Origin of the sequence: Nonomuraea sp. NPDC050643, assembly GCF_040654715.1 — a bacterium.
Lineage (GTDB): Bacteria > Actinomycetota > Actinomycetes > Streptosporangiales > Streptosporangiaceae > Nonomuraea.
The window spans coordinates 78,429-100,844 of sequence record NZ_JBFAIM010000025.1 but is presented as its reverse complement, the minus strand read 5'-3'; the positions used below and the strand labels follow the sequence as shown (position 1 = coordinate 100,844).

The 22,416-nt window shown below is 71.2% G+C and carries 20 protein-coding genes; 9 read left to right on the top strand and 11 right to left on the bottom strand.

Annotated features, from left to right (window positions below; translation table 11 throughout):
* Positions 1 to 24: 24 nt before the first annotated feature.
* The 5 genes from carB to pyrR are packed head-to-tail and all read right to left on the bottom strand — an operon-like array spanning position 25 to position 7,188.
* Complete coding sequence (carB, locus tag AB0I15_RS31190; RefSeq protein WP_358102850.1) at positions 25 to 3,312, bottom strand: carbamoyl-phosphate synthase large subunit; 3,288 nt, start codon at positions 3,310 to 3,312, stop codon at positions 25 to 27.
* Positions 3,313 to 3,315: 3 nt separating this feature from the next.
* Positions 3,316 to 4,452 carry a glutamine-hydrolyzing carbamoyl-phosphate synthase small subunit gene (gene carA, locus AB0I15_RS31185; protein ID WP_358102847.1) on the bottom strand — a complete coding sequence of 379 codons (1,137 nt, stop codon included), beginning with the start codon at positions 4,450 to 4,452 and terminating at the stop codon, positions 3,316 to 3,318.
* Positions 4,449 to 5,732, bottom strand: coding sequence for a dihydroorotase (locus AB0I15_RS31180; protein ID WP_358102845.1), 1,284 nt, complete (start codon positions 5,730 to 5,732; stop codon positions 4,449 to 4,451). The genes carA and AB0I15_RS31180 overlap by 4 nt, the downstream gene beginning before the upstream one ends.
* A complete protein-coding gene (locus tag AB0I15_RS31175; RefSeq protein WP_358102843.1) occupies positions 5,729 to 6,646 on the bottom strand; it encodes an aspartate carbamoyltransferase catalytic subunit in 918 nt (305 codons plus the stop codon). Before AB0I15_RS31175 ends, AB0I15_RS31180 begins: the two co-directional genes overlap by 4 nt.
* On the bottom strand, positions 6,643 to 7,188 hold the full coding sequence (gene pyrR, locus AB0I15_RS31170) for a bifunctional pyr operon transcriptional regulator/uracil phosphoribosyltransferase PyrR (RefSeq protein WP_358102841.1): 546 nt from the start codon (positions 7,186 to 7,188) through the stop codon (positions 6,643 to 6,645). The genes AB0I15_RS31175 and pyrR overlap by 4 nt, the downstream gene beginning before the upstream one ends.
* A gap of 264 nt (positions 7,189 to 7,452) precedes the next feature.
* Between pyrR and AB0I15_RS31165 the strand changes: the two genes are divergently transcribed.
* The 5 genes from AB0I15_RS31165 (at position 7,453) to AB0I15_RS31145 (ending at position 12,792) form a co-directional block, all read left to right on the top strand.
* The gene (locus AB0I15_RS31165) at positions 7,453 to 8,697 is read left to right on the top strand and encodes an arginine deiminase (RefSeq protein WP_358102839.1); all 1,245 of its coding nucleotides are present in this window, start codon (positions 7,453 to 7,455) and stop codon (positions 8,695 to 8,697) included.
* A gap of 49 nt (positions 8,698 to 8,746) precedes the next feature.
* A complete protein-coding gene (gene arcC, locus AB0I15_RS31160) occupies positions 8,747 to 9,682 on the top strand; it encodes a carbamate kinase (protein ID WP_358102837.1) in 936 nt (311 codons plus the stop codon).
* Between the two features lie 10 nt (positions 9,683 to 9,692).
* Complete coding sequence (locus AB0I15_RS31155; protein ID WP_358102835.1) at positions 9,693 to 11,117, top strand: amino acid permease; 1,425 nt, start codon at positions 9,693 to 9,695, stop codon at positions 11,115 to 11,117.
* Positions 11,118 to 11,996, top strand: a complete 879-nt coding sequence (locus tag AB0I15_RS31150; RefSeq protein WP_358102833.1) for a universal stress protein — start codon at positions 11,118 to 11,120, stop codon at positions 11,994 to 11,996. It begins immediately after the preceding gene.
* Positions 11,997 to 12,297: 301 nt separating this feature from the next.
* Positions 12,298 to 12,792 (top strand): transcriptional regulator, encoded by a 495-nt coding sequence (locus AB0I15_RS31145; RefSeq protein ID WP_026214021.1) that lies wholly within the window; start codon positions 12,298 to 12,300, stop codon positions 12,790 to 12,792.
* Positions 12,793 to 14,160: 1,368 nt separating this feature from the next.
* Here the strand turns inward: AB0I15_RS31145 and AB0I15_RS31140 are convergent.
* The 3 genes from AB0I15_RS31140 to AB0I15_RS31130 form a co-directional block, all read right to left on the bottom strand.
* Entirely contained in the window at positions 14,161 to 14,607 is a 447-nt protein-coding gene (locus AB0I15_RS31140) for an SAV_6107 family HEPN domain-containing protein (RefSeq protein ID WP_358102831.1), read from the bottom strand.
* Between the two features lie 575 nt (positions 14,608 to 15,182).
* A complete protein-coding gene (locus AB0I15_RS31135; protein ID WP_358102829.1) occupies positions 15,183 to 15,374 on the bottom strand; it encodes a ferredoxin in 192 nt (63 codons plus the stop codon).
* A gap of 6 nt (positions 15,375 to 15,380) precedes the next feature.
* Positions 15,381 to 16,571, bottom strand: coding sequence for a cytochrome P450 (locus AB0I15_RS31130; protein ID WP_358102827.1), 1,191 nt, complete (start codon positions 16,569 to 16,571; stop codon positions 15,381 to 15,383).
* 96 nt (positions 16,572 to 16,667) lie between these two features.
* Between AB0I15_RS31130 and AB0I15_RS31125 the strand changes: the two genes are divergently transcribed.
* Positions 16,668 to 17,273: a helix-turn-helix domain-containing protein gene (locus AB0I15_RS31125; RefSeq protein ID WP_358102825.1), complete on the top strand. Its 606-nt coding sequence runs from the start codon at positions 16,668 to 16,670 to the stop codon at positions 17,271 to 17,273.
* Between the two features lie 37 nt (positions 17,274 to 17,310).
* Positions 17,311 to 17,847 (top strand): hypothetical protein, encoded by a 537-nt coding sequence (locus AB0I15_RS31120; RefSeq protein WP_358102823.1) that lies wholly within the window; start codon positions 17,311 to 17,313, stop codon positions 17,845 to 17,847.
* On the opposite strand, the gene AB0I15_RS31115 is transcribed toward AB0I15_RS31120, so the two are convergent.
* Entirely contained in the window at positions 17,844 to 18,728 is an 885-nt protein-coding gene (locus AB0I15_RS31115) for an NAD(P)H-binding protein (RefSeq protein WP_358102822.1), read from the bottom strand. The genes AB0I15_RS31120 and AB0I15_RS31115 overlap by 4 nt on opposite strands.
* Before the next feature lie 81 nt (positions 18,729 to 18,809).
* Here AB0I15_RS31115 and AB0I15_RS31110 point away from each other — a divergent pair, with 81 nt between their 5' ends.
* The gene (locus tag AB0I15_RS31110; protein ID WP_358102820.1) at positions 18,810 to 19,241 is read left to right on the top strand and encodes a helix-turn-helix domain-containing protein; all 432 of its coding nucleotides are present in this window, start codon (positions 18,810 to 18,812) and stop codon (positions 19,239 to 19,241) included.
* Here AB0I15_RS31110 and AB0I15_RS31105 read toward each other — a convergent pair.
* Positions 19,198 to 20,877 (bottom strand): hypothetical protein, encoded by a 1,680-nt coding sequence (locus tag AB0I15_RS31105; RefSeq protein WP_358102819.1) that lies wholly within the window; start codon positions 20,875 to 20,877, stop codon positions 19,198 to 19,200. The genes AB0I15_RS31110 and AB0I15_RS31105 overlap by 44 nt on opposite strands.
* A gap of 120 nt (positions 20,878 to 20,997) precedes the next feature.
* Entirely contained in the window at positions 20,998 to 21,750 is a 753-nt protein-coding gene (locus tag AB0I15_RS31100; protein WP_358102817.1) for a L,D-transpeptidase family protein, read from the bottom strand.
* A gap of 179 nt (positions 21,751 to 21,929) precedes the next feature.
* Here AB0I15_RS31100 and AB0I15_RS31095 point away from each other — a divergent pair, with 179 nt between their 5' ends.
* Complete coding sequence (locus tag AB0I15_RS31095) at positions 21,930 to 22,406, top strand: YbaK/EbsC family protein (protein ID WP_358102815.1); 477 nt, start codon at positions 21,930 to 21,932, stop codon at positions 22,404 to 22,406.
* The last annotated feature ends 10 nt before the right edge of the window (positions 22,407 to 22,416 follow it).

Below are 22,416 nucleotides of genomic sequence, written 5' to 3'. Positions count from 1 at the left end.
GCCGTCTTCACCTCCCGTGCGGGGTCAGCCCCGGAGTGCCTGTGCGTGCTCCTGGAGCGACCGTACGCCGACGTCGCCGCGCACGATCGCCTGGATGCCGGCCGCCGCGGCGGCCAGCCCCGAGACCGTGGTGATGCACGGGATGCCGCGCAGCACGGCGGCCGTGCGGATGTCGTAGCCGTCGAGCCGCGGCCCCGACTGCCCCGGGCTGCCGAACGGCGTGTTGACGATCAGATCGACCTCGCCGTCGAGAATGGCCTGCACACTCGTGGGCTCACCTCCGGGACCCGTCCCCTCGCTGTGCTTTCGCACGATCTTGGCATGGACGCCGTTGCGGCGCAGCACCTCGGCGGTCCCCTCGGTGGCCAGGATCTCGAACCCGAGATCCGCCAGCGCCTTCACAGGGAAGATCATCGCACGCTTGTCCCTGTTGGCCACGGACACGAACGCGCGTCCCTTGGTCGGAAGCGGACCGTAGGCGGCCGCCTGGGACTTGGCGTACGCGGTCCCGAAGAACTCGTCGATGCCCATGACCTCGCCCGTGGAGCGCATCTCGGGCCCCAGGACCGTGTCGACGCCGCGGAACCGGTTGAACGGCAGCACCGCCTCCTTGACCGCGATGGACGCGTCGAGCGGCAGCGTGCCCCCGTCGCCGTCGGCGGGCAGCATGCCCTCCTCGCGCAGGGAGGCGATCGACGCGCCGAGCATCACCCGGGCCGCCGCCTTGGCCAGCGGCACCGCCGTGGCCTTGGACACGAACGGCACCGTACGGCTGGCGCGCGGGTTGGCCTCCAGGACGTACAGGACACCGGCCGACATGGCGTACTGGACGTTCAGGAGCCCGCGCACGCCCACCCCGGCGGCGATGGCCTCCGTGGCGGCGCGGATGCGCTTGATGTCGTGGCTGCCGAGCGTGATGGGCGGCAGGGCGCAGGCCGAGTCGCCGGAGTGGATGCCGGCCTCCTCGATGTGCTCCATGACGCCGCCCAGGTAGAGCTCCTCGCCGTCGTAGAGGGCGTCCACGTCGATCTCGATGGCCTCGTCGAGGAACTTGTCGACGAGCACCGGGTGGCCGCCCTCCTGGGCCGCCATGTACGTGGTGAGCGTCTCGTCGTCGTAGACGATGGCCATGCCGGCGCCGCCGAGCACGTAGGAGGGCCGGACGAGCACCGGGTAGCCGATCTCCTCGGCGATCTCCAGCGCCTCCGACACGGTCAGCGCCGTGCCGTGCTTGGGCGCGGGCAGCGCCGCCTCGGCCAGCACCCGCCCGAACGCGCCGCGCTCCTCGGCCAGGTGGATCGACTCGGGCGAGGTGCCCACCACGGGCACGCCCGCGTCCTTGAGCGCCTGCGCCAGCCCGAGCGGGGTCTGGCCGCCGAGCTGCACGATCACGCCGGCGACCGGGCCGGTCTGCTGCTCGGCGTGCACGACCTCCAGGACGTCCTCCAGGGTGAGCGGCTCGAAGTAGAGCCGGTCGGAGGTGTCGTAGTCGGTCGAGACGGTCTCGGGGTTGCAGTTGACCATGACGGTCTCGAACCCGGCCCTGGACAGCTCGAACGAGGCGTGCACGCACGCGTAGTCGAACTCGATGCCCTGCCCGATCCGGTTGGGCCCGGAGCCGAGGATGATGACCTTCTGCCGCTCCCCGGTGGGGACCTCGCTCTCCTCGTCGTAGGTCGAGTAGAGGTAGGGGGTCTTCGCGGCGAACTCGGCGGCGCACGTGTCGACGGTGTTGTAGACCGGGCGCAGGCCGAGGGCGTGGCGCAGGTCGCGTACGCGGGCCTCGTCGATGCCGCGGACCTCGCCGATCTGCACGTCGCTGAACCCGAGGTGCTTGGCCCGCTCGAGCACCTCGGCGGTCAGCTCGGGCGCCCCGGCGACCGCCTCGGCCTCCTCGTGCAACTGGAAGAGCTGGTCGATGAACCAGGGGTCGACGTGCGTGGCCTCGTACAGCTCTCCGGGCGTGGCGCCGGCCCTGATGGCCTGCTGCATCGTGCGCAGCCTGCCGTCGTGCGGGATGCGGCAGGCCCCCAGCAGCTCGTCCTTGGGAGCGACGTCACCGGTCCAGGTGAAGGAGGAGTCCTTCTTCTCCAGCGACCGCAGCGCCTTCTGCAGCGCCTCGGCGAAGGAGCGGCCGATGGCCATGGCCTCGCCGACGGACTTCATGTGCGTGGTGAGCGTCTGGTCGGCGCCCCTGAACTTCTCGAACGCGAACCGCGGCACCTTCACCACGATGTAGTCGAGCGTCGGCTCGAAGGAGGCCGGGGTCTCCTTGGTGATGTCGTTCGGGATCTCGTCGAGGGTGTAGCCGATGGCCAGCTTGGCGGCGATCTTCGCGATCGGGAAGCCGGTGGCCTTGGAGGCCAGCGCCGACGACCGGGACACGCGCGGGTTCATCTCGATGACGATCATGCGCCCGGAGCGCGGGTCCACCGCGAACTGGATGTTGCAGCCGCCGGTGTCGACGCCGACCTCGCGGATGACGGCGATGGCGACGTCGCGCATGTTCTGGTATTCGCGGTCGGTCAGGGTCAGCGCGGGCGCGACGGTGACGCTGTCGCCGGTGTGCACGCCCATCGGGTCGATGTTCTCGATGGAGCAGACGATGACGACGTTGTCGGCCTTGTCGCGCATGACCTCGAGTTCGTACTCCTTCCAGCCGAGGATCGACTCCTCCAGGAGCACCTCGGTGGTCGGGGAGGCGTCGAGCCCGGCGCCGGCGATGCGCCGCAGGTCCTCCTCGTCGTGCGCGAAGCCGGAGCCGACCCCGCCCATCGTGAACGAGGGCCGCACCACCAGCGGGTAGCCCAGCTCGCCGACGGCGGCCAGGCAGTCGTCCATGGTGTGGCAGATGACCGACTTGGCCGACTCGGCGTTGAGGCCGTGCTCGCGGGCGACCTTGGCGACGATCTCCTTGAACCGCTCGCGGTTCTCCCCCGCCTGGATCGCGTCGAAGTCGGCGCCGATCAGCTCGACCTCGTACTTGTCGAGCACGCCCGACTCGTGCAGCGCGACCGCCGTGTTGAGCGCGGTCTGGCCGCCCAGAGTGGGCAGCAGCGCGTCGGGCCGCTCCTTGGCGATGATCTTCTCGACGAACTCGGGGGTGATCGGCTCGACGTACGTGGCGTCGGCGAACTCGGGGTCGGTCATGATCGTCGCGGGGTTGCTGTTGACGAGGATGACGCGGAACCCCTCGGCCCGCAGCACCCGGCACGCCTGGGTGCCGGAGTAGTCGAACTCGCACGCCTGGCCGATCACGATCGGCCCCGACCCGATCACCAGGACGGACCTGATGTCCTCACGTTTGGGCACGGCTCATGACCTCTCAGAACTCGTCGGAAGCTCGGACCCCGTCACGGCCCCCATCACCGCGCAGAACTCGTCGAACAGGTAGGCGGCGTCGTGCGGCCCCGCGGCGGCCTCGGGGTGGTACTGAACGCTGAAGGCGCGCCCGTCGAGCAGCCGCAGGCCCTCCACGCAGCGGTCGTTGAGGTTGACGTGGCTGACCTCGGCGGGCCCGTAGGGGGTCTCGAACGGCCCGTCGAGCGGCGCCTCCACCGCGAACCCGTGGTTGTGCGCGGAGATCTCCACCTTGCCGGTCCGCACGTCCTGGACCGGCTGGTTGACGCCGCGGTGGCCGTAGCGCAGCTTGTACGTGGACAGCCCCAGCGCCCTGCCGAAGATCTGGTTGCCGAAGCAGATGCCGAAGAACGGCAGCCCGGCCTCCAGCACCCGGCGCAGGACGGAGACGTCGACGGTGGCCGGGTCGCCGGGCCCGTTGGACAGGAACACGCCGTCGGGCCCGACCGCCATGATCTGCTCGAACGTGGCGTCGGCGGGCAGCACGTGCACCTCGCAGCCGCGCTCGGCCATCCGGTGCGGCGTCATGCCCTTGATGCCCAGGTCCACGGCGGCGACCGTGAAGCGCTTCGCGCCGACGGCGGGCACGACGTAGGGCTCGGTCGTGGTCACCTCGGCGGCCAGGGCCGCGCCCTCCATGCGGGGCGAGCGGCGTACGCGCTCGACGAGGTCCGCGACCGGCGCGACCGGCGCGCTGAAGATGCCGGCGCGCATGGCGCCGCGCTCACGCAGGTGGCGGGTCAGGGCGCGGGTACCGGGGATGGCGATGCCGACCACGCCCTGCTCCTTGAGGTAGTCGTCGAGCGAGCGGTCGGCCCGCCAGTTCGAGACCACCCGGGACGGCTCGCGCACGACGTAGCCGGCCACCCAGACACGGCGGGACTCGGGATCCTCGTCGTTGACGCCCGTGTTGCCGATGTGCGGCGCCGTCATGGCGACGATCTGCCGGTGGTAGGAGGGGTCTGTGAGGGTCTCCTGGTAGCCGGTCATGCCGGTGTTGAAGACCATTTCGCCGAACGTCTCACCTTCGGCGCCGTATGAGGTTCCGTGGAAGACGCGGCCGTCTTCCAGGACGAGCACCGCTGTGTTCAAACCAGCTTCCCTTCGAGAACGGTCGGCCTGCCGCGCAGGAACGTGGCCACTACCCGGCCGGGGAGCGTCATGCCCTCATAGGGGGTGTTCCTGCTCTTGGACGCGAAGGCGGAGGGGTCCACCTCGGTGCGTACGGACGGGTCGTAGAGCGTGATGTTGGCCGGCGCGCCCACCTCCAGCGCCCGCCCCTGCCCGGCCAGGCGGCCGATGCGGGCGGGCACCACGGACATGCGCTGGGCGACGCCCGCCCAGTCGAGCAGTCCCGTCTCGACCATGGCCTCCTGGACGACGCTGAGCGCCGTCTCCAGGCCGACCATGCCCATGGCCGCGGCCGACCACTCGGTCTCCTTGTCCTCGACCGGGTGGGGCGCGTGGTCGGTGGCCACGATGTCGATCGTGCCGTCGGCCAGCGCGGCGCGCAGCGCCTCGACGTCGGCGCGGGTGCGCAGCGGCGGATTGACCTTGTAGATCGGGTTGTACGCGCCCACCGGCGACTCCTCGACCAGGTCGTCGGTCAGGAGCAGGTGGTGGGGGGTGACCTCGGCGGTGACGTTCCAGCCCTTGGACTTGGCCCAGCGCAGGATCTCGACCGAGCCGGCCGTGGAGACGTGGCAGACGTGCAGCCGGGAGCCGACGTGGGCGGCCAGCAGGCAGTCGCGGGCGATGATCGCCTCCTCGGCCACCGCCGGCCAGCCGGTCAGGCCGAGCCTGCCGGAGATGACGCCCTCGTTCATCTGGGCGCCGGAGGTGAGCCTGGGCTCCTGGGCGTGCTGGGCGATGACCCCGTCGAACGCCTTGACGTATTCGAGGGCGCGGCGCATGAGCACGGCGTCGTCGACGCACTTGCCGTCGTCGGAGAAGACACGGACGCGGGCGGCCGAGTCGGCCATGGCGCCCAGCTCGGCGAGCTGCCTGCCCTCCAGGCCCACGGTGACGGCGCCGACCGGGTGCACGTCGCAGTGCGCGAACTCGCGGCCGAGCCGCCACACCTGCTCGACGACGCCGGCGGTGTCGGCGACCGGCGAGGTGTTGGCCATGGCGTGCACGGCGGTGTAGCCGCCGCGGGCCGCGGACTGGGTGCCGGTCTGCACGGTCTCGGCGTCCTCGCGGCCGGGCTCGCGCAGGTGCGTGTGCAGGTCGACGAGGCCGGGCAGGGCGATGGCGCCGCCCCCGTCGACGCCGTCTCCGGGCAGCGCGGGCCCGATCTCGGCGATCACACCGTCCGAGACGCGGATGTCGGCGGGCTCCCCGCCCAGGATCCTGACGTTCTTGATGATCACGTGGTCTCTCCCCCGAGCAACAGGTACAGGACGGCCATGCGGATGGTCACACCGTTGGCGACCTGCTCGACGATCGTGGAACGCGCCGAGTCGGCCACCTCGGCGGCGATCTCCATGCCCCGGTTCATCGGCCCGGGGTGCATCACGATCGCCTCGTCGGGCATCTTGGCGAACCGGTCGCGGTCGAGGCCGTAGCGGCGGGAGTATTCGCGCTCGCTGGGGAAGTACGCGGCGTTCATCCGCTCCTTCTGCACCCGCAGCATCATCACCACGTCGGACTTGGGCAGGACCGCGTCGAGGTCGTAGGACACCTCGCACGGCCAGGTCCCGATCGAGACGGGCAGCAGGGTCGGCGGCGCGACCAGCGTCACCTCGGCGCCGAGCGTGTGCAGCAGCAGCACGTTGGAGCGGGCGACCCGGCTGTGCAGCACGTCGCCGACGATCGTGACCCGCCGGCCCTCCAGGTTGCCCAGGCGGCGGCGCATGGAGAAGGCGTCGAGCAGCGCCTGCGTGGGGTGCTCGTGGGTGCCGTCGCCGGCGTTGACGACGCTGCCGCGCACCCAGTTGGCCAGGCGGTGCGGCGCGCCCGAGGCGCCGTGTCGGATGACGACCGCGTCGGCGCCCATGGCCTCGAGGGTCAGCGCGGTGTCCTTGAGCGACTCGCCCTTGGACACGCTCGACCCCTTGGCCGAGAAGTTGATCACGTCGGCGGACAGCCGCTTGGCCGCCGCCTCGAAGGAGATCCGCGTCCGGGTGGAGTCCTCGAAGAACAGGTTGACCACCGTACGGCCGCGCAGCGTGGGCAGCTTCTTGATGGAACGTTCCGAGACCCTCGCCAGCTCTTCGGCGGTGTCGAGGATGAGCAGCGCGTCGTCCTTGGCGAGGTCGCCCGCGGAGATGAGGTGCCTGTTCATCGGGTCTCTCCCTTCATGAGCAGCACGGCGTCGCGTCCGTCGATCTCCTGGAGGTAGACCTTGACCTTCTCGCTCTTGGCGGTGGGCAGGTTCTTGCCGACGTAGTCGGCGCGGATGGGCAGCTCGCGGTGACCGCGGTCGACCAGCGTGGCGAGCTGTACGGCGGTGGGGCGGCCGAGGTCGTTGAGCGCGTCGAGCGCGGCGCGGACGGTGCGGCCCGAGTAGAGGACGTCGTCGACGAGCACCACGACCTTGTCGTCGATGCCGTCGGGCGGAAGGTCGGTGCGGCCGAGCGGCCTGGCGGGACCCCGGCGCAGGTCGTCGCGGTACATCGTGATGTCGATCGAGCCGACGGGGATCTTGACGCCTTCGAACTGCTCGATGCGGTCGCCGAGCCGGCGGGCCAGCGTCGCGCCGCGGGTCGGGATGCCGAGGAGGACGACGTCACCGGCGCCCTTGGTGCGTTCGAGGATCTCGTGCGCGATCCGGGTCAGCGCGCGATGAATGTCAGGGGCCTCGAGAACGGCCCGGGAATCGGACATGGCGAATCTCACCACCTTTCCCGCCTCACGGGACGGGTCTTAAAAGGGTGTTGGTCGGGACACACAGTACCAGGGGCTACCAGCTACAACGCGAGTGCCCTCCCGTGCTGTCCACACGGGGAGCGACGGGAGGTCCGACTTCCGTGATCAACGGATTTCCCGGCTCCCGGGCGTGTCAACCGGGCGCGCGTGGGGCACGACAGAGAGATCCAGGGGGCGCGCCGGGGGCGTGACTTCCGCTTCCTGGAGGGGGATACAGCAGAGATGACGTTCCATGTGGATTCCGAGGTCGGGCGCCTGCGCCAGGTTCTGCTGCACAAGCCCGACCTGGCGCTGAAACGGCTGACGCCGACCAGTAAGGACGCCTTCCTCTTCGACGACGTGCTGTGGGTGCAGCGGGCGATGGAGGAGCACGAGGAGTTCCAGCGGGTGCTCGCCGGGCGGGGCGTCCGCGTCCATCTGCTGGCCGACCTGCTGCGGGAGACGGTCGACATCCCCGAGGCGCGCAAGCACATCCTCGACGCGGTCGTCGACGAGCGCTGGCTGGGCCCGGTGGCCATCGACGACATCCGCAACACGCTCGACGGGATGGACGCCGCGACCCTGCAGCTCTACCTCACCGGCGGCATCACCAAGCGGGAGCTGGTCGCCATGGGCTGCGAGCCCCAGGCGGTGACCTTCCACACCACGGCCGACGACGACTTCATCCTGCCGCCGCTGCCCAACCACCTGTTCACCCGCGACACGTCCTGCTGGATCTACGACGGCGTGTCGATCAACGCGATGAAGAAGAAGGCCCGCATGCGGGAGACGGTCAACATGGAGGCCGTCTACATGTACCACCCGACGTTCGCGGGCGGCTTCAACCGGCCGGAGCAGGGCGGCTACCACTGCTGGATCCCGGGCCGCTCGGTCGCGCCGGCCACCATGGAGGGCGGCGACGTGCTGGTGCTCGGCCGGGGCGCGGTGCTGATCGGGATGAGCGAGCGCACCCAGCCGCAGGCGGTCGAGATGCTGGCGCAGCGGCTGTTCAGGGCCGGGTCCGCGAACCGGATCGTGGCGATCGACATGCCGAAGGCGCGGGCGTTCATGCATCTCGACACCGTGATGACGATGCTGGACGTCGGGGTGTTCACCAAATACGCGGGCCTGGGCATGCTGCCGTCGTACACGATCGAGCCCGGCGCGACGAGCAAGGAGCTCAAGGTCACCGACCATCCGCCGGAGGACATGCACGACGCCATCGCGCACGCCCTCGACCTGCCGCACATCACCGTCCTGACCCCCACGCAGGACGTCTACGCCGCCGAGCGGGAGCAGTGGGACGACGGCTGCAACGGGCTGGCGCTGGAGCCGGGCGTGGTCGTCGCCTACGAGCGCAACACCACCACCAACAACTACCTGCGCGACCACGGCATCGAAGTGATCACGATCAGGGGCAGCGAGCTCGGCCGGGGGCGCGGCGGGCCCCGGTGCATGAGCTGCCCGCTCGAACGTGACGGCGTCTAGCAAGACCTAGAGGGACCAAAGGGATCAACGGCGATCTGAGGGGGAGCGCATGCGGGTCATTGTGGCGCTGGGCGGGAACGCCGTGCTCAAACGTGGCCAGAGCCCGGACGCGGACGGCCAGATCGCCAACGTGCGCACGGCCGTCAAGACGCTGGCCCGGCTGGCCCGCGAGCACGAGCTGGTCATCACCCATGGCAACGGCCCGCAGGTCGGCATGCTGGCCCTGCAGAGCGCCGCGGATCCCGGGCTGACCAGGCCCTACCCGTTCGACACGCTCGGCGCGCAGACCCAGGGCATGATCGGCTACTGGATGCAGCAGGCGCTGCAGAACGCGCTGCCGGGCCGGCAGGTCCTCGCCATGGTGACCCAGACGCTGGTGTCGGCCGTCGATCCCGCCTTCGAGCACCCGACGAAGTTCGTCGGCCAGGTCTACGAGCAGGAGGAGGCCGGGAAGCTGGCCGCCGAGTACGGCTGGACGATCCGCCCCGACGGCCCGCACTGGCGGCGCGTCGTGCCCTCCCCCACGCCGCGGCGCATCGTCGAGACCCGCCTGATCCGCAAGATGATCCGCGAGGGCGTGGTCGTGGTGTGCGCGGGCGGCGGCGGCATCCCGGTGGTGCGCGACGAGCGCGGCCGGCTGAGCGGCGTCGAGGCCGTGGTCGACAAGGACCTCACCGCCGCGATGCTGGCCGAGGCGCTGGAGTGCGACGCGTTCCTGAGCCTGACCGACGTGCCGCGCGTGATGCGGGGCTACGGCACGCCGCAGCAGAGCGAGATCGGCCACACCACCCCCCATGAGTTGCGGGCCCTCGACTTCCCGGCCGGGTCGATGGGGCCGAAGGTGGAGGCGGCCTGCCGGTTCGTCGAGACGACCGGCGACATGGCGGCGATCGGAAAGCTTGACGACGCCGAGCGCATACTCGGCGGCTCAGCGGGAACGATCGTCACACCCAACGGCAGGTGGCCGCTGACGAGCACCCTGTAGGCGGTGTGGCATGACGACACTGGCCCGACGGCTCTTCCGCACCAAGCCCACCGAGCGCATCGTGGCCGAGGGCGGACAGGGCGAGGGCGGCGAGCTGCGCCGCACGATGTCGCTGTGGCAGCTCACGCTCTTCAGCGTCGGCGCGACGCTCGGCACCGGGATCTTCGTCATCCTCGGGCAGGCGGTGCCCAAGGCGGGGCCCGCGGTGGTGCTGGCGTTCGTGCTGGCGGCGGTCACGGCGCTGTTCTCGGCCCTGTCGTACGCCGAGCTGGCCGGGACGATCCCGGTGTCCGGCTCCTCCTACTCCTACGCGTACGCGACGCTGGGCGAGCTGGTGGCCTGGATCTGTGGCTGGTGCCTGATGCTGGAGTACGCCGTGTCCGTGGCGGCCGTGGCCGTGGGCTGGGGCGAATATCTCAACTCGTTCCTGCGGGCCCTGTTCGGCTTCACACTGCCCGACGCGATCACCCGCTCCCCCGGCCAGGACGGCGGCGTGGTCAACGTGGCCGCGGTCGTCATCGTGCTGCTGGCCACGTGGCTGCTGCTCTACGGGGCTTCCGAGAGCGCCACGGCCAACGCGGTGTTCGTGCTGATCAAGATCGTGGTGCTGCTGTTCTTCTGCGTGGTGGCGTTCACGGCCTTCCAGTCGGGCAACCTCTCGCCCTTCGCGCCCATGGGGGTGGCCGGCATCACGGCCGCGGCCTCGCAGGTCTTCTTCTCCTACATCGGCTTCGACGCCGCCTCCACGGCCGGGGAGGAGGCCAAGAACCCCAAGCGCGACCTGCCGCTGGCGATCATCGCGTCCCTGGCCATCGTGACGGTCGTCTATGTGCTCGTGGCCATCGCCGCCGTCGGGGCGATGCCCTGGACCGACTTCGACCCCGAGAGCACCGAGGCGAGCCTGGCGCACATCGCCGACCTGGCCACCGGCGCCACGTGGCCCGGCCTGATCGTCTCGTTCGGCGCGGTCATCGCCATCGCCAGCGTCGTGCTGACCGTCATCTACGGCCAGACCCGCATCCTGTTCGCGATGTCGCGCGACGGGCTCGTCCCCCGCGTCTTCCAGCGGGTCAACCCCCGCCGCCAGGTGCCCGTCGCCAACACCCTCATCGTGGCCGTGTTCATCTCCGTGCTGGCCGGGCTGGTGCCGCTCGGGCAGCTCGCCGAGGCGACCAGCATCGGCACGCTGTTCGCCTTCGCCATCGTCAACATCGGCGTGCTGGTCCTGCGCTACCGCAGCCCGGAACTGCCGCGCAGTTTCCGTACGCCGCTGTTCCCCGTCACGCCGGTGCTGGGCGCGATCCTGTGCGCCGTGGTCATGGCGGGGCTGGCCGGGGTCACCTGGGTCGCGTTCGGGTTGTGGATGCTCCTGGGCCTGATCTGCTACTTCCTGTACGGCTATGGCCATTCGCGGCTGAATGCCGAGGTGCGCTGAATGAAGCTCGAGAACGTGCTGGCGGGCTACGTCGCCGGGCCCCGGGGCAAGGACGGGCTCGCGCTGGCCCTGCTGCTGAGGGAACGCGTCCACGGACGCCTGACGGTCGCGACGGTGCAGCCGCCCGTCTGGTCCACGCCCGGGCCCGCGCGGGCCGACGAGAGCGCCTGGCGCGCCTATCTCGACGAGCAGGCCGCCGCGACGCTCGCCCAGGCCCGCGAGCAGGCCGGCGACGACGCCGCCTACGTGACCCACGTCCACCGGGGCAGCGGGCGCGGGCTGGTGGAGCTGGCGCGCAAGATCGGCGCGGACATCGTGGTCATCGGCCCGGCCCCGGGCGGCGGCAAGGGGCGCGTCACGATGGGCAGCACGGCCGACCAGCTCCTGCACTCCTCCTCCGTTCCCGTCCTGCTCGCACCGCGCGGCTACGGCGACGATCCGCCCGCCGCCTTCGACCGCCTCACCTATGCCTACCGCCGTGGCCCCTGCTGCGACGCGGCGCTGAAGGACGCGGCCGAGACCGCCACGTCGCTCGGCGTGCCACTGCGGCTCGTCACGCTACTGATCAGCAGCGGCCGGCGCGCGAAGATCGAGGAAGAAATGCTCACCCGGCTGCGCGACCAGGCGGTGGCGGATCTGCGCGCGGCGGCGCGAGGACATCGGCCGGACGCGCCGGGCGACATTCCCCTGGAGATCGAGGTGCTGGAGGGCCGCAGCGTCTCCCAAGCACTTCGCACGACCTCGTGGCTGCCCGGCGAGATGATCATATGCGCTTCGAGCGCCACCGGGCCACTCAGGCGGGTCTTCCTCGGAGACACCTCGATCAAGATCGTACGGGCTTCGACCTGCCCCGTCATGATCCTCACCCGCCAGCACTGACGCCCGTCGATTTGTCGTCAAACTCTGACGAAGTAGTGTTACCGATGGGACATGAGGGGCGATTGTGGCGTTCCCTCCCGGACCGGATTCGGCATCTTTTTTCCAATCAGCTTGACCTTAGGCGTCCACCCCTTTACCGTCACTGTGCGTAACCACACCGCGTGGCGTTCTGGGGTAAACCCAGGGCCATGGCTACCGATGGTGCCGAGCATGGCACCGTACCCCCCGGTGGCCCGGGCATACGCCGCAAGGGAGCACAATCTACTGAGAGCGATACATACGAGAGCCGGGGGGCCACACGATGCCGTCTGAGTACGCAAAGTCGCTGGGTGCACGACTCCGCGCCATCCGCACCCAGCAGGGCCTGTCCCTGCATGGAGTCGAAGAGAAGTCGCGTGGCAGGTGGAAAGCCGTGGTCGTGGGCTCGTACGAGCGTGGCGACCGCGCGGTGACCGTGCAGAAGCTTGCCGAGCTTGCCGACTTCTACGGGGTGCCCGTATCCGAGCTGCTGCCGGGCGGCGCCGCCCCCAGCCCGCTCGGGCCGACACCCAAGCTTGTGATCGACCTGGAGCGCCTGGCCACACTGCCGAAGGAGAAGGCCGGCGCGCTCGCCCGTTACGCCGCCACGATCCAGAGCCAGCGTGGCGACTACAACGGCAAGGTGTTGTCGATCCGCCAGGAGGACCTGCGCTCCCTGGCCGTGATCTACGACAAGTCGCCGAGCGAGCTGACGGAGGAGCTCATCAGCTGGGGCGTCCTCGACGCCGAGGCCCGCAGGGCCGTCGAGTCGTTCTGAGGCCGTCCGAGCCCGCGCGCTCGGCCGTCCTTCGGCGTCCCCGGGTGGCGTGCTCGGTCGTCTTCGACACGCCTTCGTTCGTCTTTTGAGGTTCCCGAGCCGGGTTCTTCGGTCGTCTTCTGATGCGTCCGGTTCGCGTGCTCGTACGTCTTTGAGGCACCCGGGCCGAGTGCCGGCCGCGAGGCACCCGAGCCACGTGCTCGTTCGCTCTCATGGCACCCGGGCCGAGTGCTTGTTCGTTCTTGAGGCCTCCTGGGCCGCCCGCACCGAGGCCGACCGCCTCGCGGGCCGCCCGTACCGGAGGCCGCCTGCTCTGAGGTCACCCGCCTGAGCCAAGGGCTCGCCGCATTGCGGCGGGCCTTTCGCTTTTTACCCCGAACGCCCGCCCCGCACACGCCCCCCACGCACACGCACTCCCCCACCCCGAACAACACCACCACGCGCCGCACCCACAACGCTGAGCCCTCGCACCGACGCTGCCCGCCGAACCCCGCACTGAGCGCCGGCGAGGAGCGCGCTGAAGGGCCCCAGGAACGCGCCAGACGGACAACAGGCAGGCCCGCGACGTTGCGGACCCGCCGGAGGTGGCGGAGCGCCAGGATGCGCGAGTCCCGGCGGTGGCACGGAACGCGGCAGCGTCACAAGACACGGGACGGCCGGGACGCGGCGGCGTCACAAGGCGCGGTGGGGGCACGGGACGCGGTGGGGGTGGCGCAAGTCGCGGCGATGGTGCGAGGCCCGGCGACAGCGCAAGCCACAGAGGTGGGTGCGGGGGCCGGTAGCGCGAGCGGCAGTGATGATGCCGGGCAGATGACGGCACGAGCCACAGTGGCGATGTGGTGCCCAGTGGCGGCACGAACGCGGTAGGGGTGGCGCGAGTCACGGCGGTGGCGCGGGGCCTGGTAGCGCCAGCCAAGCGGTGGTGTGGGTCCCGGTTGGCGGCACAGGACGCGGTGAGGACAGCGCAAGTCCGGCGGTGGTGCGGGGTCCGGTGGCGGCACAGGACGCGGTGAGGATGGCACCAGCCACAGCAGTGGGTGCGGGCCCGGTGGCGCGAGCGGCAGTGATGATGCGGGGCCCGGGGACAGCGCGAGCCGCAGTGATGGTGTGGGTCTCGGTGGTGGCACGGGACGCGGCGGTGGTGATGGTGCTCGTGGTGGTGGGCCGGTGGTGGGGCTCGGCGGTGGTGCTCGTGGTGGGGAGGCCGGTGGTGGGGCTTGGGCGGTTCATGCCCGTTTGTCACTGAGCTTTGGGTCGTGTTGAGCGGAACAGGGTGAAAGGGCGCGCGGGCGTGTTGCGGGGGCCTGTGCGCGCCCGGGGCGATGCCCGGCTGGGGTGAAGGCCGGCCGGCCCGCCTGTGGCGGCGGGTCAGCCGGCCAGGGGGACGTTGACCGGGAGTTGGGGCTGGGCGGGGGCGCCCAGGAGGTCTTCGACCGTGGAGACGAACGTCTCCGCCTCGGCCAGGATCTCGTCGGCGTCGGCCGCGCTGATCCTGCGCACCATGCCCGCCTCGGCGGCGGCGCGCTTGGCGGCCGTCATCGAGAAGTAGGCGGCCCACTCCGCCAAGTGCGGCTCCGCCTCGGGGAGCAGCTCCCACGCGCTGCGCAGCCGTCGCCTGCGGCCCTCCATGGGGCGGGGACGGGCGGCCAGGATCGCCGCCGCCGCTCGCAGTGCCGCCAGGTGGGCGGCGACATATCGGGATGCCGGGGTGCGAGCGCCGCTCGCCTCCGCCAGGCAGGAACGTGAATCGGTCAGATGTGCCCGAACCGCAGGCGACAGCCGGGGCCCGGGCGTTTCTCTAGGCCGTGGTGCCATCTTGCGCGCCTCCTCTGGAGTCGTGGGCGGCCGCCGGCGTCTCCGCCGGTGGAGCCAACAATCGCAGACCCCACCGACATTTCCGCCGGGCTGGCCGGACGAGGAGCTTCCCCTCACCCCGTCCGGCCAGGACACGCCCACTCGTCTCCGCCGACGACGAGGACGCGCCCTCCGCCCGTGGAGCCTGGCCGCGGGTATCGCTTGGGGAAGCGAACGGCCCGCGACCAGGTCCTGGTGACGTTGAGCCGCGAGCCCCACCGTCACTAGGTCGAACATAATTTCGATCACGTTCGGTGTCAACCTGATCCACGAACATAGGTTCGATGACCATAGAGGGAAAGGATCCTCGCGAACGCGATCGGATCCCCGTTCGCAGCAGAACGGAGGGAGCCCGGGGGCGCGGAGCCAGAGGCGCGGAGCCAGAGGCGCGGAGCCAGAGGCGCGGAGCCAGAGGCGCGGAGCCAGAGGCGCGGAGCCAGAGGCGCGGAGCCAGAGGCGTAGACGAAGAAGCCGTCGCCGCGGGGTGCGGCGACGGCGAGGTGGTTCAGGGGGGCGTCAAGGCGTAGGGCCGAACATCACGAGACCGAGATGGCCCCCGACGGGCAGAGGGTCACCGCGCGGCGCACGGCGTCCTCCAGCTCCGCCGGCGGTGCCTTCTCCAACAGCACGACCGTGCCCTCATCCTCGCTCTGATCGAACACCTTCGGCACCGTCAGAGCGCACATCCCCGCCCCGATGCACACTGACGCGTCTGCTCTGATTTCCATCGTGACCTACCAAGTGACAGGGAGGCGGTGCACTCCGTAGATGCTCATGTCCGAGCGCATCGGCACCTCCTCGGGTGTTACGGCCAAGCGTAGGCCAGGCAGGCGGCGCAGCAGCGCAGGGTAGGCGATGCGCATTTCGGCCCGCGCGAGCTGCTGGCCCAGGCACTGGTGGATGCCGTGGCCGAAGGTCAGGTGCCCGCCCGCGGGCCGGGTGACGTCGAGCCGTCCGGCGTCCGGGAAGCGGGAGGGGTCGCGGTTGGCTGCGGGCAGGTGGATGGTGACCGTCTCGCCCGCCTTGATCGTGACGCCCTCGATCTCGACGTCCTCCAGCGCCGCCCGCATCGGGCCGATGTGGATGATCGTGAGGTGCCGCAGCAACTCCTCGACGCCGTTGTCGACCAGCGACGGGTCGTCGCGCATGAGGGCGAGCTGGGCGGGGTTGGTCAGCAGCGCGTACGTCCCCAGCCCCAGCATGTTGGCGGTCGTCTCGAACCCGGCCACCAGCAGCAGGAACGCGACCCCGGTGAGCTCCTCGTCGTTGAGCTCGCCACCTTCGATGAGCCCGCTGAGCAGGTCGTCGCCCGGCTTCTCGCGCTTGCGCCCGATCAGCCCGTACAGGTACGCCGACACCCGCCCCAGCGCCGCCACGGCGTCCTCGGCCTTGACCTCCAGGTTGGTCAGGACCTTGGTGTCCGCCTGGAACTCCGCGCGGTCCTCGTACGGCACCCCGAGCAGCTCGCAGATCACCAGCGACGGGATCGGCAGCGCGAACATCTCGACCAGGTCCACCGGGCCGCCCGCGGCCTCCATGCGGTCGAGGCAGGCGGCCACGTACTCCTCGATCCGCGGTTCGAGCGTCTTCATCCTGCGCACCGTGAACTGCCCGGTCAGCAGCTTGCGGAAGCGGGCGTGCTCGGGCTCGTCCATCCGCAGGAAGAAGCCGGGCGGGACCCGGAAGTCCTCCTTCGCCGCCAGCTCGGCCCTGGACCTGATGGGCGAGTGCAGGTTCTCCGGCCGGTTGCTGAACGCCGGGTGGGCCAGCACCGCGCGGGCCGCCGCGTAGCCGGTGACGAGCCAGCCGTGATGGCCGTCGGCGTACGTCATGCGGTGTATCGACGCCTGTTCTCGCAGCTCCATGACCTCGTCCGGAGGGTCGAGCGGGCGCCGCCGAGCGGTGGGCAGGGTCAGTTCTGACATGTGGTGGCTCCTTTCCGAGCTCACCCTCCAGAAAACCTCAATCGATGCAAAACTTCAACGGATGAAAACTGTAGAAAGGTGCACTATAGTTCCGGCATGGTGGGACTGCGGGAGCGCAAGAAGCAGCGCACGCGCCAGGCGCTGATCGACGCGGCGCTCCGGCTGTTCGACGAGAAGGGCTTCGAGGAGACCACCCTGGCGGAGATCGCCACGCAGGCCGAGGTCTCGACGCGCACGTTCTTCAGCTACTTCGCCAGCAAGGAGGACGTCGCCTTCTACGACTCCGAAGACCGCGTCCGGCTCGCCATCGAGACCCTGGCCAGCAGGACACCCGGCGAGACGGTCTCCGACCTGCTCGTCCGGGTCATCGACTCCAGCATCGACCGGATGATCGTGCGGCAGGCCCCCACGTTCGAGGACGCCGCCCTGCGGATGCGCCTCATCCTGACGGAGCCCGCCCTGCAGGCGCGGGCGCTGCTCCTGCTCTTCGAGAGCCAGCTCCGCCTGGCCAAGGCGCTGCACGCTGCCTTCCCCGACCGTCTGACCCCGGTCGAGTCCGCGGCGGCGGTGGGGTCGCTGATCGGCGGGGTGAAGCTGGCGGTCATGGTCGGCCTGGAGGAGGACCGCTCGCTCGACGACATCCTCCGCAGCGCCCGCCGCGCGGCCGAGATCGCGCTCGACGGCCTGAGATCACTCGGCTGAGGCTCCCTTGTCACCCTTACGCGCGAGAGGAGAGCGGATGGCGGGCGGCGGTCGCGGGCGGCCGATCGGCGTCGTCCTGCTGGCCCTAGGGCCGGTCCTGGCGGTGGCTTACGCGGGCGTCAACCACGTGGCCATCCGCATGGCCGTCGAGGCGCAGATCGCGGGCCCCCGTTGGGTGGGCGGCCTGATCGACGCCGACGGGATGACCTCCCTGGGCGTGGACGCCTGGCGGCTCACCTGGTGGACCACGCTGTTCGTGGGCCTGGTGGCGCTGGCGTACCTGGTCATCGGCGCGCTGCTGCGGCGGCGGTCGCGGGGCCGCACGGCCCTCCTGGTGCTCTCGGGGGTCCTGGTGATCCCCTACGCGCTCGGGTTCCTCGTGGCGCTGATCAACCCCGTCAAGACGCTGGCCGCCCTCTACCACACCCGCGATTTCACCGACGGCCTGCCCGGCTGGCAGCCGGCCACCGCCCTCATCCTGCTCGCCGCCGCCCTGGTCCAGGCCGCCGGGCTGCCGTTGACGGCCGCCGAGGGCAGGCGCGCCACCGAGGCGGGCGAGCGGGGCGCGTCCTAGGCGGGCCCGCCGGCCAGGCCGGAGCCCACCGTCGCCGCGATCAGGTCTCGCGCCGGTCGCGGCGCCTCCAGGAAGGCGGGCAGGTCACTGTGGCGGGCCTCGAGCAGCCCCGCGTTGATGTTGGAGAACGTCGAGACCGTATGCCCCGCCCGGTACGCCTCCATCCCCGCCAGCAGCGGCCGCACCTCCCCCAGCCCCACCGCCCGGTAGGCCACCGGCCGCCCGAGCACCTCGGCCAGCACCTCGGCGAGGTCGTCCCCGCCCACCGCGCTCACCCCTTCCAGCTCGTACGTCCTGCCCGCGTGCCGCCGGGCCGCGCCCGAGGTCACGTCGTGCCAGGCCTCGGCCGCCACGCGCACGGCCACGGCGGCCAGGTCGTCCCTGGCCACGACCGACACCCGCCCCTGACCGAACGGCGCGGCGAACACTCCGCTCTCGGCCGCGAGGCCCGCCCCCATGAGCGCCAGCCCGGCCGGCATCTCGGCGTACAGGCCGTTGCGCAGCACGGTGACGTCGAAGGGCGCCTCGGCCAGCCGCGCCTCGGTCCACCGGTGCGCGAGGGCGATCGTGAGCCGCTCGCCCGACCCGGCCAGGCTGGTGTAGATCACGTGCCGGACGCCGGCGTCCGTGGCCGCCCGGATCACCGCGCCGTGGCGGGCGAGCACGACGTCGTCCTCGGCGTACCCGGCCGAGACGAACACCAGCACGTCCGCCCCCTCGAACGCCTTCGCCAAGGTCTCAGGCCGGTCGAAGTCGGCCTGCCGCGCCACCGAGCCGTCCCCCGAACTGCTGGCCCCGGCCACCTCCAGCCCGGGAACGGCCCTCAGCCCGCCCAGCACGGCGCCGCCCAACGCGCCGGACACACCCGTAACAACGATCACGAGACACCCCTAATCTGGTTTCCGCAGGTGAACGACCCCAGCATGGGCGCGGTGCCGCGCTCACCGTAAGGAGGCACTCTCATGTCAGTCGCGCACACGGAGGTAACCTCCCAGGTCGGCGGGCCGTGCGGAGACGACGACTGCGGGATTCGCGACGTGCTCGACCGGATCGGCGACAAGTGGACGGTGCTGGTGCTCGTGGAGCTGGCCAAGGGGGTGCGGCGGTTCGGGGAGCTGCACCGGGCGGTGCCCGGCATCTCGCAGCGGATGCTGACGCTGACGACGCGCCGGCTGTGCCGTGACGGGCTGGTGGAGCGCACGGCGTACCCGACGATCCCGCCGCAGGTCGAATACCGGCTGACGCCGATCGGGTGCAGCCTGGCCGAGGCCGTCCAGCGGCTGGCGGACTGGTCGCGCGAGCACAAGGACGCGATGGCGGACGCCCGCGAGCGCTGGGACGCCGACGAGGCTAGCGGCAGCCCGGGTCCGACCAGCTCGTCCAGCCCTGCCTGACTCCGCCCTGGCCGGTGGCGGTCCAGCCCGGGGGCGGGCTCGCGTCCGGCGGCACGACGGCGGTGCAGACGCCGGCCGGCGGCGTGCCGTGGAAGCGTTCGAGCTCGGTCCACCACACCCGGTACGCCAGCGGCACCCGGACGTTCCACGCCACCTTGGCGTCCATGGCCACCCGGCCCGGGGACGGCGCGGGCAGCCAGGCCCCGTACGCGGCCGACGGCGGGCTCGGCGCCAGGTGCGCGGTGAAGGCGAGGTGGATCAGCACCGGCACGCCCACGACGAGCATCCGGGCCCGGCCCGTGGTGAGCAGGGCGGTCCCGGCCAGGCAGGCCAGCAGCGCCAGGGCCGACAGGGAGGCGGCGACCAGGTCGAACCGGTCGCCGACGCCGGTGAGGAAGATCACTTCGGGGAAGTCGAACGCGATGAACGCGTAGCGCTGGAGGCGGTCGCCCGCGTACCAGGCGGCCACGCCGCCGGTGACCGCGAGCAGCCCGGTGGCGGCCAGGGCCAGCCGCGTCACGGCCGGGCGGCCACCGCGGAGCAGTGCGAGCAGGCCGGCCAGCGTCCAGGCCACGGCGACGCAGGCCAGGTAGCGGCCGTAGGCGTAGTTGCCGACGCGGTGCTCGTCCGGGAGCGCGGCCGAGGAGGCGTACGCGATGCCGAGGGTCGTGATCAGCAGCGTGCCGGCCAGGACGCGGTGCGGGAAGGGGGCGGAGCGCCGTACGAGCAGGGCCGCCGCGCCCGCCAGCCCGACGCCGGCCAGGCCCCACGTGCCGGCGATGAGGTACCAGAGTTGCCCGGCCGCGCCCGACAGCGCCCACGCCTGCCCCTCGAGGCTGGTGAGCCTGGACAGCAGCATTCCGGACAGGTCGCGGGGACCGCCCGGGTACAGCGCCGCCTCCAGAGCGCCGTTCAGCGCCCTGCCCGCCGCCGCCACCACGGCCGCGCTCCCCAGTGCCGCCGCCGCGGCCGCGCGCGGCACCCGCCGCCACACCACCGCGAGGACGAGCACGGCCACCGCCAGGACGACCGTCCCGCGCAGGTGCACCGCCATCGCGTACGCCGGCAGCGCCCCCGTCACGATCCCGGCCGCGACCCTCCGCCGCAGCGGCCCGCGCGCCACCAGGTCGTGCAGCGCGACCAGCCAGGCCAGCACGAGGGTGGGCAGGATCGCGTCGGCCAGCGCCAGCCCGGAGAACAGCAGCAGCGCGGGCGACAGCCCGGCCGTGAACGCCACGATCAGCGCCGCCCGTCTCCCCAGCCGCAGCCGCCGCAGCAGCAGGTACGCCACCGGGTACGCGCCCGCGGCCACCAGCGCCCCCACCCCGGCCACCAGCCGGTACGCCAGGCCGGGGTCGGAGGTGAGCCAGAAGATCGGGACCAGCAGGAGCGCGTACCCGGCGTGGTAGAAGGTCGAGCCGGACAGATCGGCCCCGGCTCCGCCGGCCAGCCACCGGGCGGCGAGCAGGTAGCCCGTCTCGTCCGGGTTCGCCACGGGCCCCGCGTGATACCGGTACAGCCACAGCCGCACCGCCACCTGCGCGATCCACCCGGCGGCGAGCAACCACCCCACCGGGCTCCCGCCCCGCCGCTCGACGACCGGAGCGGGCATCCTCACCATGAACGTCGTTGTCATGACATCCCCCCAAGATCAGGAGGAAGTCCAGCAGGACGCCCATAACCCGCCCGTCACCGAAACCGGTTATACGGGCATTACACCGGCGCCCCGCCAGGGCGGGGCCGCCGCGTCATCCGCTCAGGCGCGCCTGAACTTGCCCTTGACGTGCACCGGTACGCCCTTGCCCAGCAGGCCGGGCAGCTCCACGGAGACGTTCATCGGCATGCGCACGCACCCGTGCGAGGCCGGGTAGAGCGGCACCGACAGCGCGCCGTGGAAGGCGATGCCGCCGTTGAAGAAGATCGGGTTGTAGAGCTGGCCCAGATACGACTTGTGCCAGCCGCTGGCGCGCCAGGTCGTCCTGTAGTCGCCGGTCGGTGTCGAGGCCGAGCCGCAGAAACGCTGCTCCTTGCCCTGCCAGGTGGTGGTCTCGCAGTAGGGGATGCCGCTGCCGGAGGACACGTGGGTGATCAGCTTCACCTGGCCGCCGACGTAGAGGACCATGATCTGCTTGGTCAGGTTGACCTCGGCGCGGGTCGGCTTGCCGTTCCGGACCAGGATCTTCGGCGTCTTCGGCGTCTCCAGGGCCTCCCATGTGCGCCTGGCGATGGTGCTGGTCGGCTTGATGTCGTTGACCTTCTGGAACGCCCACACGGCCGCCAGCGTCGTGCCGCCGTACTGGCCGTCGGCCTTGCCGGGCCGGTAGCCGAGCTCGGTCAGCCGCTTCTGCATCCAGGTGACGGTCTTGCCCTTGGCGCCGAGCTTGAGCGTCTTACGCGGGGCGCTGACAGTGGCGGTGGCGGTGGCGGCCGGAAGGGACTTTCCGGCCGCGGGAGGCTCATGAACGACGGATGGGGATGCCTGCGTGTCCGGTGCCTGTGAAGTTCGCACCGTTCGCGTGCCGCAGCCCGAGACGATGACGGCGCCGGCCGTCAGGAGAGCAGCCACCACGGGCAGCGGTCGAGCCCTCACCCGTACCACCTCTCATCAAGCTTAAGGAACAGATCAGAGGACCCTATATCACTCACCACGAACCGGTAATCAAGCCGTCAACTGTTTAGAGTGTCCCCATGTCTGAGAAGTTGCCGACTAATGCCGTTGTCGTGGAATCCGCCCTGCGTGAGCGGGGGGCGGACGGCGAGATCGTGGTCCTGCCGGAGAAGGCCCCGACGGCCGCGACGGCCGCCGCCCAGCTCGGGTGCGAGGTGGGCGCCATCGCCAACAGCCTGATCTTCGACGCGGACGGGGAGCCGCTGCTGGTGCTGACGAGTGGCGCGCACCGCGTGGACGTCGAACTGATCGCCCGTACGGCGGGCGTGGCGCGGGTACGCCGGGCCACGCCCGAGTTCGTCAGGACCGCCACCGGCCAGCCGATCGGGGGCGTGGCCCCCGTCGGGCATCCGGCGCCGGTGCGCACCCTGGTGGACAACTGGCTGAGCAAGCACGAGGTGGTGTGGGCGGCCGGCGGGCACCCGCTGACGGTCTTCCCGACGACGTTCGACGAGCTCGTGCGCATCACCGGGGGAATCCCGGTGGACGTCGAGTAGTGTGCGACGG